The organism is Colwellia sp. BRX8-5 (assembly GCF_014077325.1).
Classification (GTDB): Bacteria; Pseudomonadota; Gammaproteobacteria; order Enterobacterales; family Alteromonadaceae; genus Colwellia_A.
Window position 1 is genome coordinate 165,628 of the sequence record NZ_JACGVR010000005.1, and the last position, 16,440, is coordinate 182,067.

At 37.9% G+C, this 16,440-nt stretch carries 14 protein-coding genes; 12 read left to right on the forward strand and 2 right to left on the reverse strand.

Annotated features, from left to right (window positions below):
• Nucleotides 1-146: 146 nt before the first annotated feature.
• On the reverse strand, nt 147-902 hold the full coding sequence (locus H4J62_RS05580) for an ElyC/SanA/YdcF family protein (RefSeq protein WP_182214331.1): 756 nt from the start codon (nt 900-902) through the stop codon (nt 147-149).
• A gap of 109 nt (nt 903-1,011) precedes the next feature.
• On the opposite strand from H4J62_RS05580, the gene H4J62_RS05585 reads away from it, so the two are divergent.
• Nucleotides 1,012-1,305, forward strand: a complete 294-nt coding sequence (locus tag H4J62_RS05585) for a hypothetical protein (RefSeq protein WP_182214333.1) — start codon at nt 1,012-1,014, stop codon at nt 1,303-1,305.
• 56 nt (nt 1,306-1,361) lie between these two features.
• On the opposite strand, the gene H4J62_RS05590 is transcribed toward H4J62_RS05585, so the two are convergent.
• Nucleotides 1,362-2,420: an alkene reductase gene (locus H4J62_RS05590; RefSeq protein WP_182214334.1), complete on the reverse strand. Its 1,059-nt coding sequence runs from the start codon at nt 2,418-2,420 to the stop codon at nt 1,362-1,364.
• 144 nt (nt 2,421-2,564) lie between these two features.
• Between H4J62_RS05590 and H4J62_RS05595 the strand changes: the two genes are divergently transcribed.
• From H4J62_RS05595 to H4J62_RS05645, 11 genes are all read left to right on the forward strand, one after another.
• Nucleotides 2,565-3,146 (forward strand): TetR/AcrR family transcriptional regulator, encoded by a 582-nt coding sequence (locus tag H4J62_RS05595; protein WP_182214336.1) that lies wholly within the window; start codon nt 2,565-2,567, stop codon nt 3,144-3,146.
• Nucleotides 3,147-3,211: 65 nt separating this feature from the next.
• A complete protein-coding gene (locus H4J62_RS05600) occupies nt 3,212-4,315 on the forward strand; it encodes an efflux RND transporter periplasmic adaptor subunit (protein WP_157471051.1) in 1,104 nt (367 codons plus the stop codon).
• A 36-nt stretch (nt 4,316-4,351) separates the two neighbouring features.
• Nucleotides 4,352-7,411 (forward strand): efflux RND transporter permease subunit, encoded by a 3,060-nt coding sequence (locus tag H4J62_RS05605; RefSeq protein ID WP_182214338.1) that lies wholly within the window; start codon nt 4,352-4,354, stop codon nt 7,409-7,411.
• Entirely contained in the window at nt 7,405-8,073 is a 669-nt protein-coding gene (locus H4J62_RS05610) for a response regulator transcription factor (protein ID WP_182214339.1), read from the forward strand. Before H4J62_RS05605 ends, H4J62_RS05610 begins: the two co-directional genes overlap by 7 nt.
• A gap of 47 nt (nt 8,074-8,120) precedes the next feature.
• Nucleotides 8,121-9,452 carry a HAMP domain-containing sensor histidine kinase gene (locus tag H4J62_RS05615; RefSeq protein WP_182214341.1) on the forward strand — a complete coding sequence of 444 codons (1,332 nt, stop codon included), beginning with the start codon at nt 8,121-8,123 and terminating at the stop codon, nt 9,450-9,452.
• Between the two features lie 388 nt (nt 9,453-9,840).
• On the forward strand, nt 9,841-10,521 hold the full coding sequence (locus tag H4J62_RS05620; protein ID WP_182214343.1) for a TorF family putative porin: 681 nt from the start codon (nt 9,841-9,843) through the stop codon (nt 10,519-10,521).
• Nucleotides 10,522-10,530: 9 nt separating this feature from the next.
• Entirely contained in the window at nt 10,531-11,265 is a 735-nt protein-coding gene (locus tag H4J62_RS05625) for an ABC transporter substrate-binding protein (RefSeq protein WP_182214345.1), read from the forward strand.
• 153 nt (nt 11,266-11,418) lie between these two features.
• Entirely contained in the window at nt 11,419-12,168 is a 750-nt protein-coding gene (locus H4J62_RS05630) for an ABC transporter substrate-binding protein (protein ID WP_182214347.1), read from the forward strand.
• A gap of 17 nt (nt 12,169-12,185) precedes the next feature.
• Nucleotides 12,186-13,679, forward strand: a complete 1,494-nt coding sequence (locus H4J62_RS05635) for a methyl-accepting chemotaxis protein (RefSeq protein ID WP_182214348.1) — start codon at nt 12,186-12,188, stop codon at nt 13,677-13,679.
• A 401-nt stretch (nt 13,680-14,080) separates the two neighbouring features.
• On the forward strand, nt 14,081-15,859 hold the full coding sequence (locus H4J62_RS05640; protein WP_182214350.1) for an ABC transporter ATP-binding protein/permease: 1,779 nt from the start codon (nt 14,081-14,083) through the stop codon (nt 15,857-15,859).
• On the forward strand, nt 15,852-16,415 hold the full coding sequence (locus H4J62_RS05645; protein WP_220465931.1) for a DUF1415 domain-containing protein: 564 nt from the start codon (nt 15,852-15,854) through the stop codon (nt 16,413-16,415). Before H4J62_RS05640 ends, H4J62_RS05645 begins: the two co-directional genes overlap by 8 nt.
• Nucleotides 16,416-16,440: the final 25 nt, after the last annotated feature.

The window sequence follows — 16,440 nt, forward strand, 5'->3', positions numbered from 1 at the left end:
GGCGGAGAATACAAAGACTTGATACTGAAACGAGTTCAGCATGACGGCGGAGAATACAAAGACCAGATACTGAAACGAGTTCAGCATGACGGGCGAAGAAGATAAAGCCCAAATACTGAAACCGTCATGGGCAATATAAGCCGCTACTAGCTCTTTAACCACTGAACCACGCGGCCTATGCTCTCATACCAGGCATGAGTTGTTTGTTCTAATTTTTTTGGCGTAGGGATATAATCTTGCCAATATTTTTCGTCATTCATTCCTTTGGTCCATTTACCTGCGGGGGCGGCGATGGGGTTAATACCTTCTCGTTGGAAGTACTTTATTGCACGCGGCATGTGGTCAGAATTAGTTACTAAGACAACGTTTTTTCCACTGACCCTTGGCGCCATTAATTGTGCTTCTTCTTCGGTATCTTGTGCAAATCCCTCAACAATTATTTTTCTCTCAGCAACACCTAACAGCATTGCGGCTTGCTTAACCTTCTCGGCATTACTTGTTTCGTCATTACCGGCATAACCTGAGGTAATTAAGTGCGCTTCAGGGTGAATACGCAGAATACGCATCGCTTCAACAAGTCGTTGCAACGAACAAATACCTAATTCGCTAGTCGCTGGTAATTGAGCATCTGTGGTGTGCTTGCAGCCTAAAATAATAATATAATCAACAGGTTTACTTGAACGTGTGAACGCGGAGTATTGGCTTTCTAGCGGCGCCATAACTAGATTAGCAACCGGACCTAATGAACCTAGCGTTAATAATAAGGTCGCCAAGATTAAGCAGCTATAACTGAATCTCTTTTTATATTGATAAAAAATAATAGCTAATACCAATAATAGTATGACGATACTTAACGGCATGATCAGCGCGCTAATAATTTTTTTAAGTAAAAATAGATCCATAGTAATTAATCTTAGCTCGTTGTATATTTGAAAAATTATTCGAGATTATAATCATCATTGATGGATATACCAAGTGAAGTCATTGATTGATCACCTAGTGAGAGTTTACATGTCATATTGTTATGAGGTTGCCGTATTTTCTGTTAGTAAAGAAAATCAACAAAGAGTGATTGAATTAAGTCAGTTATTGTTTGAAGAAATGAACAAGGAAAGAGCCGTCTTAATATCACATCGTATATTAAGTAAGACCGATAATGATGAAGAAATTTGTTGGCAATTAGTTTGGTTAGATGAAGCAGCGGTTGAAGAAAATGCTAAAAAGTGGGCTACTTTTCCTAGCAGTGCGGAGCTAGAGTCACTGGTTGGATCACGGCTTTATTACGGACATTTTTTAGCGATTTAAATTTAGGGTAAGCGACTAAAAAAAGCGAAGCAAGTTATGCTTCGCTTCGCTATTATTTAAATTAAGCTTGTTAACATTTCGGCATTATATTCAACCAAATCTTCACCCGCTCGCACTTTAGCGACGTAATCAGCATTAGCAATAAAAGGTCGTCCGATTGCGACTAAGTCAAACTTATTATCGGCAATGGCATTACTGCCAGTATCTGGAGTATAACTGCCTACACCCACTAATGTTTTAGTGTAGTTGGCGCGGATATAACTTGATGCTTGGCCATCTAAATAATCAAAGACCATAGAATCATCAAAAATACCTAAGTGTAAAAATGCCAGATCACGCTGTTCAAGTTCGGTCAGTAAGTGATCAAATACTTGGCGGTCTCTTGCATCCCCAGACATGAAGAAATAGGCACCTGGGCTTATTCTTAATGCCGTTCTATCTTTACCAATGCTGGCAATAACCGCATCAACAACCGCTAACGGAAAACGTGTCATGTTTTCTGGTGTTTCGCCGTATTCATCGGTGCGACGGTTGCTGTCGTAATGAAGGAACTGGTCAATTAAATAGCCGTTAGCACCATGAATCTCGACACCGTCAAAACCTGCTTCGATAGCATTTTTTGCCGCTTGAGCAAAGTCTGCTATTAACTGCTCAATCTCTTGATGAGTAACAGCTCTTGGCACTTGATAGTTTAAATCGCGCATTCTCGGTACTGTGCCTTCAACACCTACCGCCGATGGCGCTAAAACGTCACTAGAGCCATTATTATTGTGCTCAAAGAAGTGAGGATGAGCAACTCGGCCGGTGTGCCAAAGTTGAGCAAATATTTTACCGCCCTTATCGTGAACTGTCTTGGTGACAAATTTCCAAGCATTGACTTGTTCTTGGGTAAATAAGCCCGGTGTATTTGGATTACCTTGACCATCAGGACGGATTATCGTTGCTTCAGAAATGATTAAACCGGCTTCTGCTCTGCGGCCATAATATTCGGCCATTGCTACCGTAGGCACTAAGTTATCATCGGCCATACAGCGGGTTAATGGCGCCATTAATATACGGTTATTTAAAGTGATGGTGTCATTTAGTGCATAAGGTTGGAATAAATTATCAGTCATTAATTATCTCTATTAATTGATTTCTTTCTTGAATATGCGTTCAAGATAACGTTATTTGAACAATCATTCAAGTATTATTTTTGAATGATTGTTCAAAATTAAGTATCATGTCGTTATCTAGTAGATAAATGGAAAGTGGTGATCATGAGAAATGCTGAGTTCGACCGAGAAAAAGTACTAAGAGCAGCGATGAGCTTATTTCTGGAAAAAGGCTATAGCAAAACAAGTATGCCTGATTTAAAAAAAGTGACAGGTTTACATCCAGGTTCAATTTATTGTGCATTTGAGAATAAACGCGGTTTACTGTTAGCCGCTATCGCCCAGTATAAAGCTGACCGTAATGCCGAATTTTCACAGTTTTTTATAAGTGACGAAACCATTCTTGCACAATTAAAAAAATATTTAGACCATATGGTCAATGAGTGTGTCAGCGGTGATCCCGCGAAAGGCTGCTTATTTATTAAAACCCTTTACGAGTCAACAGAAGAAGATCAAGAAGTACAAGCCGTTATTGCCGACAATGTTTTACAATGGCAACAAGCGCTAGCTGATAAGTTTTTGCAAGCACAAGCAGCGAAAGAATTATCATCAAATAAAAAGAGTGAACACTTAGCGCAATTTTTAATCATGGGTATTTATGGTTTACGCACTTTTGCTCAATCAAATCCAGATCCAGAGACATTAAAAGCGTTAGCAGAGCAATTATTTAACAGTATTGATAATTAACCGGTCGTTAACTGTAAAGCCGCTATAATAGCCTTATTATTGCAGTTTTTTTCATGGAGTTTTGTATGCGTTTATTTTTATTAGCTTTTTCTATTATCACGGTACTCTCAGGGTGTGGTAAAGAAGAGCAGCCTTTTGAAGAAGTTATTCGTCCTATTGCATGGCAAGAAGTTCAGCAAACCTCATTTGACCAAGTGCGTCGTTTGTCTGGCACTATTTACCCGGTTGAAGAAGCTAATTTAAGTTTTGAGGTTGGTGGAAAAATACAATGGATAAAAGTAAAACTCGGTGATGAAGTTAAGCGAGGCGATGCCCTAGCGCGTTTAGACCAACGAAACTTTAATTTGAGTCGTCAATCAGCACAAGCAAACCTACAAAAAAGCTATGCCGCACTATCTGAAACTGAAAATGAATATAAACGTTACGCCGAGTTATCAGCCAAAGGTTTAGTGTCAAAGTCTGGCTTTGATAATGCCAAAGCAGCTTTTGAGTCAGCAAGCAGTGCCGTAAACATTGCTAAAACTCAACTTGATATCGCCAATAAAGATTTAAGTGATTCAATATTAACGGCCCCTTACAATGGTAAAATAACGAAACGTCTTAGCGAACCTTCTATGCAAATTTCTCCGGGCCAAGCCATTTTTCAAATTGAAGGTGACGATGGTTTAGAGGTGCAAGTCATGGTCCCCGAAACGATGATCAGAGATTTATCTAAAGGAAGCGAAATTGATATTCATTATCCCGCGTTTCCCGGCTTAAACAGTAAAGGCACAATCGCAGAAATTAGTTCTCGCGCCGCTACAGCTAATGCATTTCCGGTGACTATTCTTATTAATTCTGAAACAAAAAATTTGCGAGCAGGCATGACAGCCGAAGTTGACTTTACCTTTCAAGGTATTGGACGAACGGGTTATCAAGGTAAAGCTTTTCGTCTCCCTATTGCAGCACTGGCAGCAGATGAAGGACAAAAGTCGTATGTATTTGTTTATAACGTTGAACAACAAATTTTACAAAAACGTATGGTGCAAACAGAAAGTATTTTAAACAATGAAGTCTTGGTTTCTGCTGGCTTATCGTCAGGAGAAATTATTGCGATTGCCGGTGTCTCGTTTTTACGTGATGGCCAGTCGGTTCGGTTGCTTGATAAGCATGTAAAGCGTTTTAATTAATCACGTTCCCGTATAACTTGAAATTTAGAGACTTTTATGAATTTAACTAAAATTGCTTTTACCTACCGAAAGTCCATTTTAATGGTACTTGCCTTATTATTGATTAACGGTGTTTTTGCTTATTTAACCTTACCAGCACAAGAAAACCCAACAATAACTATACGTAAAGCCATTGTTACCACTTCATACCCAGGTATGGCCCCCGAACGTGTTGAACAATTAATCACGCGTGCCATTGAAAAAGAAATTAGAAAAATTCCTGAAGTTGAAAAACTTACATCGACCTCAATGACGGGACAATCGGTCATTCATGTTGAAATTTACGATCGCTATTTTAATTTAGATAATATTTGGCAAGACTTACGTAATAAAGTTAAACAAGCGCAATTGAATTTGCCAGAAGGGACTAGTCCTCCTTTTGTTAATGACTCATTTGGTGACGTATCTGTTGTCACTTTAGCCTTAACCGCTGACGGTTTTGACTTAGGTGAAATGTATGATATTTCTAAACATATTCGTGACAATTTATACAGTGTTGCAGGTACTAAAAAGGTTGATATTATCGGCGTTCAAGCTGAGCGAATATACCTTGAAGTAAAAACAGCTAAACTCGCTCAATTGGGTATTTCACCGCGTAGCATTATTAGTGAACTACAAAATCAAAATATTATTAGTCCAGGTGGACAAATCGATACGGGTTTACGTTCCATAGTGGTTGAGCCAACGGGTAATTTTTCTTCACTGGAAGAAATAGGTAATACTCATATTAGGATCACCGGGACTGACGATACCATCGCGCTAAAAGATATTGTTAGCCTGCGCCGAGGCTTTATTGATCCGCCAGATAAACCTGCCTACTTTAATGGCGAGCCCGCTATTATGTTTGGCGTTTCCATGCTGCAAAAATATAACTTATTGGAATATGCGCCAAGAGTTAAAAATATGGTCACCAATATTGAAAATACTTTACCGATTGGTTACAAAATCAATATTGCAACTTATCAAGCGGATCAAGTACAGAAATCTATTGAAGGGGTCTCAATCAATGTAATACAAACACTGGTGATTGTATTATTGGTTGTTATTTACTTTTTAGGTTTACGTACTGGTTTAATTGTTGGCTCAATTGTACCTTTTGTGATGCTAACCACATTAGCTATTATGAAGTTCTCTGGTATGACGTTAGAGAAAATGAGCTTAGCAACACTTATCATTGCCTTGGGTTTATTGGTTGATAATGGCATTGTTATCGCTGAAGACTTTAAACGAAGAATTGAACAAGGTATAGACCGCTTTGATGCCATGTGCCAGGGCGGTAAAGAACTTGCCATGCCATTACTCAGTTCATCGGTAACCACGATTTTATTTTTCTTACCCTTAATGCTTGCCGAGCATGTGGCGGGTGAATTCACCCGCTCAGTTTCCCTGGTTATACTGATAACGTTGATGACCAGTTGGGTTTTAGCTTTATGTGTTACTCCAACGCTTTGTTATTTCTTTATCAAAGCTGAAAATAAGGGGGCGGCAACAACAGATAAACCCACTGAAAATTCAACGAAATTCTATCAAATATATGAAAAATTTCTTCATTGGGTTTTAGCACATAAAGCCATTTTTATGACCTTGATGGTCGTCACCTTAATCGTATCTTTAAGTGGCTTTGGCTTACTAAAAAAACAATTCTTTCCTGACTCTGACCGAACTCAGGTGATGATGTACATTGACCTACCTAATGGGACTTCGGCAAGAGAAACTAATCGTCAAATGCAAGAGGTGTTTACTTGGTTAGATGATAAGACGAGTTTTCCTGAGATCAGTAACTATTCGGGGTATTCTGGTTTTAACGGACCGCGTTTTGTATTAACACTTAATCCAGAAGATCCCGCTAATAATAAAGGGTTTGTCGTCATTAATGTTAAAGATGAGACAAAAATTAATACTTTTGTTAATAAATTACATAACGGTATTATTGAAAACTTCCCCAATGTGTCTGGACGCGTTAAGCGGATGTTTGCGGGCCCTTCAGATTCAAGCACAATAAGTATTCAAGTAAAAGGTCCTGATAAAGACATTTTATATGAAAAAGCTAAAGAAATTATGAGCGTTTTACAAGCGGTCCCTCATACTAAAAATGTGCGTACCGATTGGGAAAATCGTATTGTTAAGATGCAAGTTAAAATTGATCAACATCGTGCCCGTCGAGCCGGTGTTACCTCTTCTGACGTAGCTACCGCCTTACAAGGCTACTTTAGCGGCGCTAATGTTACTGAATATCGTGATGGCGATGATATTATTCCCGTGGTGTTTCGCGCAGAAGAAGAAGAGCGTTTTAATCTAGATAGGCTGCGTACCGTTTCAATATTTTCTAATCAAACTGGATCATCAGTGCCCTTATTTCAAGTGGCAGACTTTATTCCAGTTAATCAGTATGCAAAAATTCAACGTGAGAACATGTTTACGACTATCACGATTGAAGCCAGTAATACCCAAATGACAGCGGAAGATCTAAAGGGGGTTATTGACGGCGATATTCAAGCATTAAAAAAAGATTTACCCGTTAACCATTTAATTGAATACGACGGTGTTATTGTCCAGTCTAAAGAAGCGCAACAAGCTCTTGGGGCTAGTATGCCGATGGTTATTGGTTTGGTGCTAATTTTATTGGTTATGCAATTTAATTCATTCCGCCGAGCGTCAATTATTGTGCTGACTATTCCCTTATCACTGATAGGGACGGTTGTTGGTTTATTAGTCATGAATGCGCCTTTTGGATTTATGGTCACCTTAGGTATTTATAGTTTGGCAGGTATTATTATTAATAATGCGATTGTCTTAATTGACCGAATTGAAATTGAACGAGCCACAGGGCAAAGTGACTATCAAGCCATTGTTAATTCGTGTTTAACACGTTTACGCCCAATAACGATGACAACCGTTACCACTATTATGGGATTATTACCGTTATTGATAGACCCAATGTCAATGTTTTATGGTATGGCAACCGTATTAGCATTCGGCTTAGGCGTTGGCACAATTTTAACCTTAGCGGTTGTACCTGTTTTATATGCCAGTTTCTTTAAGATCAGTCGATGCTAGTTCATGTACTGTTAGTTGAAGATGATCTTGATTTAGCGACAACAATTATTGATTATCTTGAATTAGAAGGCATAAGCTGTGATCACGCAGCTAACGGTATTGCTGGCTTAGCATTACTCAGTAATCACCACTTTGATGTGATGATCCTCGATGTGAATATGCCGCGCATGGACGGTTTAACCGTCTGCAAAAAAATGCGCGAGCAAGGAAATAGTACGGCGATTTTGATGTTGACCGCTCGAGATACCTTAGATGATAAACTGGCTGGCTTTGCGGCAGGATCAGATGATTACTTGGTTAAACCGTTTGAAATGCAAGAGCTGATTGCCCGTATTCAGGTGTTAGCAAATCGCCGCAGTGGTCAAACAAACCGATTATCACTGTTCGGTCTTGACGCTGATTTTGGCGCTAAAACATTAATACGGCAACAACGTACGTTACAATTGTCACCAACAGGTTGGAAAATTCTTGAAGTACTGATGCGAAAATCCCCTGAGGTTGTTTCAAAAAAACAACTGTTACAAGCTGTTTGGGGTAATGAACAACCAGACAGTGATAGTTTGAAAGTCCATTTGTTTAAATTGAGACAACAAGTCGATACCATCAATGAAAGTAAGCTTATTCATACGGTGGCGGGACAAGGTTTTGTTTTTCGTGCATGATGAGATTAATGAACATTATAATAGCGACTTTATAGTTAATAATTGATATGAGTAAAACTAAGAAAAAACCACAAACCCTTCGTAGATACGTCTTAAAAGTACAAAGCATGATTGCCTTAATTATCGTGCTTAGTTACACCTTAGTGATTAACTTTTATTTTATTCATGGGCTTGATGAAGCTAACTTTCAGGATCTTCATTTAGAAAGTAATGATTTTGCACGTCAATATCAAAAAAACATCGATCATCCATTGCCTAATAACATTCACTTCCAAGGTTTCTTAGATTGGAAAAGTCTTCCCGTCGAAATACGAGAGCATTTTGCTGCCTTTGAAAATGTAAAAAAAATGGCGATGGATAACATTAGACTTTTCAGTGAAGACACTTTTATTTCATGGCCAGAGCAGGCTATATTTGTTATTGCACAGCCCTTATTTGATGGTAAAATTTTTTATTTAGTACGAAAAATAAATATTAAACAATATGATGCCTTAAGCCAAATGGGTATCAGTAAAATGTTCCAGCTAACGTGGCCAATAGCATTGATTTTTTTATTAGTGATGCATTTTTCTGTCCAGTTATTGCTTAAACGAACGTTAACACCCTTTTACCGTATTGGGGATTGGGTTGAAAGTTTAACCCTTGAAAATGTTGAGCAAGACACACCAAACTTTGAATTCTATGAATTAACAGCGATTGCAGTTCAACAACAAAAAGCGCTATTAAGGCTCAGTGCTATGCTTGGTAAAGAACAAGATTTTTTACGCCATGCAAGTCATGAATTACGAACCCCAATAGCGGTTGTTAAAAGTAACAGTGAATTATTAACTCGAATATTCTCTAGCGAAAATAATAAAGACAAAGGTGAACAGTCTTTAGCCCGAATCAGTAGGGCAGCACTCAATATGCAACACACCACAGAAACACTATTATGGCTCAGCCAGGAACACTCCATAGAACAAAGCAATCAACAAACATTGGCTTTAGTCGAAATAGACTTAAACTTGATGATTAACAACTTGGTTGAAGATAACGCGTACTTATTACAAAGTAAAAAAGTTAAAATAACACTTAAATTGACGCCTACTCATATTAAGGTACTTGAAACACCTTGTCGCTTGATCCTCAACAACTTAATTCGCAATGCATTTCAATATACAGCAGAAGGCGAAGTTATTATTCAATGTAGCCAAGGCCTAGTTATCGTTGAAAATATTAATATAAGTGAAGGTGACTTTGATCACAGTGGTGCTGATTACGGCTATGGTTTAGGTTTAAGGTTAGTTGATAAAATCGTCAATAAAATGCATTGGTCATATCAAAATAATGATGCAAGTGGTGGCCGTAAAGCGACTGTTGATTTTCGAACCCCTATTTAACTATTTAACTATTTAACTATTTAACAAACTAACTTCATCTTTATCGAGATAGGTTAATATCTTGGCATTTTAGATAAATGGCCTCTAGGGAAAGTCACACAAACTTATCACACCCTATTCATCGCGGAGTTGATGACTAGATAATAACATCGATATCGACTAACTATTATCAATGCAAACTAACATAAAGTAGCATTAATACAGCAATTACCTAATACCAATACGACTTAAATAACTCATCTGCTAACATTTATTGCCGTAATCACCATACAAGTTCTTCACCATCAATGAGTTGAGTTAGCCCATCTACTTATTAATATCAGTAAAATATTGTTATTAAGCGATCAGTGACTATAATTTTATAGATATCTTTTATAGGATTAACTTAATGAAAAAACATTTAATATTAGTAACAACTTTACTTACCATGTCTTCACCTGCGTTCGCTGACTGGTCATCAACCGTTACAGTAGCAAGCGATTATCTTTTTAATGGTGTTAGTCAAACAGATGAGGGCCCAGCACTTCAAGGTAGTCTTGATTGGTCTGGTGCGGGGGGTTGGTATGCGGGTGGTTGGGCGTCAAATGTTGATTTTGGTGATGATACGAATATAGAAGCAGATGTTTATCTCGGTTATTACACCGCAGTAAATGATAACGTTAATCTTGATGTTGGCGTTGCTCAATATACTTATAACGGCGCAAGCTATAGTTCTGACGGTAACTATACTGAGATATATACTAAATGGAATTTCGGCGCTACCGATTTAAACTTTTGGTATGCTTGGGATTACTTTGGAACAGGGGCAGGTCATTACATTGTTATGTTAAATCATACCTTTACCATTAATGATGAGTTAACTTTATTAGTGGGTATTGACAGGTCGAGTAGTTTAGATGATGACAAATGGCAATGGGAGCCCGGTAGTGACAGTTATAACCACTGGCAAGTCACCAGTAACTTTAGTACCAATGGTTTTGATTTTTCATTAGGGCTGCACGGCACTGATTTAGATACTTATGGCGATACCACACTATTGCTTACCGTTGCTCGTACATTTCAGTTTTAGGAGATAGCCATGTTTAATAAAGTCATAAAAATTATATTAATTTTGTCTTTTAGCACACCCGCATTTAGCGACACCGTCCATCTAACCTCGTTAACTTGGCCGCCATATTCAGGAAAGGCTTTAAATGAGCAAGGTGCTTCAGTTGCTGTAGCTAAAGCAGCGTTTAAGGCAATGGGACATGAGTTGAAGGTTGATTTTTTCCCTTGGAGTCGTGCTGTAAAACTTGCATCGGAACCAGACTCAAAATATGCAGGTTATTTTCCTGAGTATTACTATGAGTCAAATGAGTTTTCATTTTCTAATCCGATGGGGAAGGGCCCTTTAGGGTTAATTGAAAACAAGAAAAAACCCATAGCATGGACTGCGGTTAAAGATTTAACGCAATATAAAATTGGCGTAGTTCAAGATTATGTTAATACAGCTGAAGTTGATGCATTAATTACTAGTGGCGAAATAAAAGCGCAAACCGCTACCTCTGATGAAACCAACATTCGTAAAGTTGCGGGTGGTCGAATCGATGCTGCTGTTATCGATACCAATGTTTTCAGCTACTTACTAGCAAATAGCAAAGACTTAGAAAAGGCGCAAGAACAAGTGCAAATGAATGCTAAGTTGTTGACAGAAAAGGAATTGTTCGTAGCCTTTAAAAAGAGTACCGAAGGTGAGAAATGGTTAGCTATCTATAATGAAGGTTTAAAGAAGATTGATATTACGGCAGTGATGAAAAAATATTTGAATGAATAGGACCTTATGTCAATTATACATAAAGAATAGTTTTTCAGGCTAACTCAATAGATTGCTGTATTTACGCACTTTGTTATTAATGAATATGATAACAGTTGATTAAAAGCAGATGTGCGTAATTCATTCAACTATACATTACACAAGGTTAATACGATGAAACTAGTTATTGGTTTACTTACTATTGCTATTTCACTGCCAGCATCTGCAGCGACAGTTACTATTCGTGCGGATGACTGGTTTCCGATGAATGGCGATCCAAATGGTGACAAGCAAGGCTATATGATTGATATGGCTACAGCAATTTTTACAGCAGCAGGACATACTGTTGATTATAAGGTAATGCCATGGGAAAGGGCGATAAACTCGGTTCGTGAAGGTAAGTTTGACTGCGTTGTCGGAGCGTATCCTGAAGATGCACCCGATTTTATTTTTCCTTCTTTGAATTGGGGAATGGATGGTACGGGATATTATGTTAATAATGCATCAACTTGGACATTTACCGGTTTTGATTCGCTATTAACTCAGAAAGTAGGTGTCATTAGTGGTTATGCTTATGGCGAAGAGTTTGACGCGTTAATAAAAAGTCGACCCGATGTTTTTAAAGATGTTTCAGGAACTGATGCTTTGGAAAAAAACTTTAAAAAACTCGTTAATAATCGAATTGATGTTGTCGTTGAATCGGTTTCAGTCGCGAATGCAAAGTTAAAAGAACTTGGTTTTAATGAAGCACTAAAAAGCGCAGGGACTAACGCTGAGAAAGCACCGATTTACATTGCTTGTTCACCTGCAAAGCCGACCAGTAAAATGTACATTGAATTAATCGAGAAAGGTACAGAAACACTTAGAGCATCTGGACAGCTAAAAGATATTCTAAATAAATATGGTCTACAAGACTGGCAGTAAAAAGGTATAAAAATAATATGAACGTTACTAAATCTATATCATTTAAACTTATTTTTTCAGCATTGATTATTGTCACCACACTCGTCATTTCTTTTGGTGTGTATGATTATATGGCACAAAGTAATTTACTGAAAAATAAGCAAATAAATCAACTTTCTTTGGTCGAATCTCGATTAAAACTTAATTTGCCTTCTGCTGTTTGGAATTATGAAGAAGATCAAATGAAGGGTATTTTAAACTCGGAACAACAATCAGAAGACATCGCTTTAATAGAAATAACCAATGAAGATAAAAAAACAATATCTCAATCAAAAGGAAAGAAAACAAACGAAGCGATCACTTTTAAGTTACAACATATTGAGGACGGTCAAAGTACCAGTGTTGGTAATGTTACTTTGTTTATCGATAGTTCTTCAATAGATCTCGAATTGTCATCTTTAGCTTCTCGCATCATTGTTAAAGGAGTATTGCTTGACGTATTTTTAATTTCAGCGATCTACTTTTTATTCGCTAAACTAGTGACGCAGCCTTTAAGTGAAGTTGCCAATGCTTTAGAGAATATTGCGCGTGGAGAAGGCGACCTAACGCAGCGACTACGCGTTAAACGTGAAGACGAAATAGGCCTTGTTGCAGAGTCATTCAACGTCTTTGTAGATAAAATTCAATTACTTGTTCAATCTATTCAATTGTCGGTAAAGCAGACTTCAGAGGTGTCACAAAATGTATATCAAGCTTCTGAGGCCAGTCGTGGGCATTTAGAAAATCAACAGTCTGAAACGGATCAAGTGGCTACCGCCATCACTGAAATGTCTGCGTCAGCAAAAGAAATTGCTAATAATGTTCAGTTAACTGCAGGCTCAGCAGAGCAAGCAAATCAAGATGCACGAGCAGTATCCGCTATTATTAAAGAGTCTATTGAGTCAATAAATGGCTTATCTGATCACCTTAATGAAGCCACTAAGGTAGTTGGTGCACTTGAGGATGATGTTAAAGGCATTGTTTCAGTCTTAGATGTCATTCGCGGAATTGCCGAACAAACAAACTTATTGGCGTTAAACGCTGCCATTGAAGCGGCTCGTGCTGGAGAGCAAGGGCGTGGTTTTGCTGTGGTTGCAGATGAAGTTAGGGCTTTGGCCAGTCGAACTCAAGAAAGCACTGCACAAATTCAGCAGACCATTGAACGTTTACAATCAGGTGCTAAATCAGCGGTTCATGTTATGGAAGATAGCCAGGTTAAAAGTAAGGCGTCAGTTGAAAATGCACTCAGTTCAGGTGAGTCTATTAGTAGTATTTTAAGCTCTACAGAACAAATTACTGAAATGGCGACGCAAATAGCCTCTGCGGTTGAAGAACAAAGTACTGTTGCAGAAGAGTTAAGCAGCAACGTTAATAGAATTGTTAGCGCAGGTCATAGCAGTTTAGAACAATTAAATGCGATGACAAAAAATTCTCAACTTATGCAAAGTTCTTCAGATGAGCTCAATAAATTAACGCAACAATTTAAAGCTTAACGTAAGGTATTAAGTTTTTAGGTACGTATATTTACCGGTATGTGATTCTTTTACTGATAGATTTTACTCATCTATTTAAAAGGGGGGAACTTTAAATAACTATGGAGTTTTCCTTCGCTCTTAGAGACGATTAAATGCTGATTATAATTTGCTAACAACAAATTATAATCAGTTTTTTTAGCTGTTTATTTCAGATCAGCGTCATGATTAAAGTGGCGTTATGGATTAGATATACAGAGACGTACTTAATATACTCAGTTTATAGCTACTACAGTGCGGCAGCGCTTATTCAATTAAGTGAAAAACAGATGTTGTGTTCACTATGGGTTGATTTTCTTGATTGCTTTAAGTGATTAAAGCCGTTAAAGTTTGCCTAATTCCTACCAGAGTAATATCCCTTAATGCGCAGATCTTCCTACTCGTCACCTGAAAATGCCACCATTAATTGGCGAGTGCTAAAGTCACTTATTCCCTACTTACTCGAATTTAAAGTGCGAATAGGTTTTGCGTTGTTTTGTTTGGTGTTAACTAAACTCGCCAGTGTTTATCTGCCTTTTATCTTAAAAGATATCGTTGACGGACTTGATGCTCAACAAGAAAACAATATTTTCATTGTGCCTTTTGCTTTAGTTGCCGCTTATGGTTTAGTGCGTTTAACTATTGTGCTACTGGCAGAAATACGCGACACCTTATTTGGCCGTGTTACCGAACGAGCGATCCGCCGCATTGGTTTGAAAGTTTTCGAGCACCTGCATCAACTTGACTTAGACTTTCATTTGGACCGCCAGACAGGTGGACTCTCGCGTGACATTGACCGTGGTACGTCTGGGGTTAACTTCTTAATGCGGTTTATGGTTTTTAATATTGTGCCAACCTTACTCGAAATAATTATGGTTATTACCATATTATGGGTGAATTATGGCATTTGGTTTGCGCTGATCACCGGCGTCTCTATTGCCAGCTATATCGCTTACTCGATTTACGCAACAGAATGGCGCACGCGTTACATTAGAGCCGCAAATAAAGCTGACTCATCAAGTAATACTCGCGCAATAGACAGTCTGTTAAATTATGAAACGGTTAAATATTTTACTAATGAATCATATGAATCAACAGCTTACGACAGTCAATTAGCTGATTGGGAAAAAGCAAAAATGCAAAACCGTTTGTCACTGTTTGCTTTAAATGGTGGTCAGGCCATTATCGTGTCGTTAGCGATGACGGCAATGTTAGCGTTAGCGGCTTATCAAGTGACTCATCAACAAATGACCTTAGGAGACTTTGTCCTGGTTAATGCTTTTATGATGCAACTGTTTATCCCTTTAAACTTTTTAGGATTTGTTTATCGAGAAATAAAAGGTTCTTTAGCAAATATTGAGCAAATGTTTACCTTGTTGCAAAAAGTACCTAAGGTTGTAGATGCACAAGATGCCAAAGAATTAGCGATAAGCCATGGTGCTATTAAATTTGATAACGTTAGCTTCTTTTATGATGAGCAAAGACCCATTTTAAAAAATGTTTCATTCGAGGTTAAAGCGGGTCAAAAAGTCGCTGTTGTTGGCGAGAGTGGCTCAGGAAAATCGACCTTAGTGAAACTACTTTTTCGTTTTTATGACTGCCAACAAGGCTGTATTAAAATTGACGGCGAAGCAGTTACTGATATTACGCAACATTCCTTGAGAAAGAATATTGGCATCGTGCCACAAGATACGGTGTTATTTAATGAAAGTTTATTTGAAAATGTTAAATATGGCAATGTAAACGCGAGTAATGCACAAGTTGAAGAAGCTGCAAGATTATCGCATTTAAGTCACTTTATTACCTCGTTACCAAAAGGTTTTGATACCGTCGTTGGCGAGCGTGGTTTAAAGCTTTCTGGTGGCGAAAAGCAACGGGTTGCCATCGCCCGAACCATTTTGAAAAATCCTGCTATTTTGGTCTTTGATGAAGCAACGTCGTCACTTGATAGTCACTCAGAGCAAGCTATTTTAAAAGCAATCAAAGAGGTGGCTAAAGATCACACTAGCTTAGTGATAGCTCATCGATTATCAACTATTATTGATGCCGATAATATTATTGTCCTGCACAAAGGGGAAATAATCGAGCAGGGCGATCATCAAACGCTACTCACTAAAAAGGGTCATTACGCAACGATGTGGCAACTGCAACAAAATGCCTGATAAACAAATGTATGCCGTTGAAATTTCACAAACTAAGCAGTGGCTAGAAGAAATAATTATTGGTTTGAATTTTTGCCCTTTTGCAAAAAAAGAGTTTGTTAATAACACGATACATTATCAACTTTGCCCAGCAAAAAAGGTTGAATCGGCTTTAGCAGAATTAGCCATAGAATTTGAAAGACTCGTCGCTGACCCCAGCATAGAAACGACTTTATTGATTTTTAATGAAGGCTTTAAAGGTTTTGAAAGCTACCTTGATTTACTCGATGAGGCTAATGAATTGTTGTTCACCTTAGGTTATGAAGGTGTCTTTCAGCTCGCCAGTTTTCATCCTGATTATTATTTTGAAGGTGAGCCATTTAACGCAGCCTCTAATTATACTAACCGTTCGCCATTACCCACGCTTCATTTAATTCGAGAAGCGAGTATGGAAAAGGTATTATCTGTGTATAAAAATCCACAGAAAATACCTGATAATAATATTGCCTTAGCCCAAGAGAAAGGTGCTCATTACTTTCAAAATATATTAAAACGTATTGCTAAATTACACCGATAATTCAGGTGAAAATTTATGCTATTTT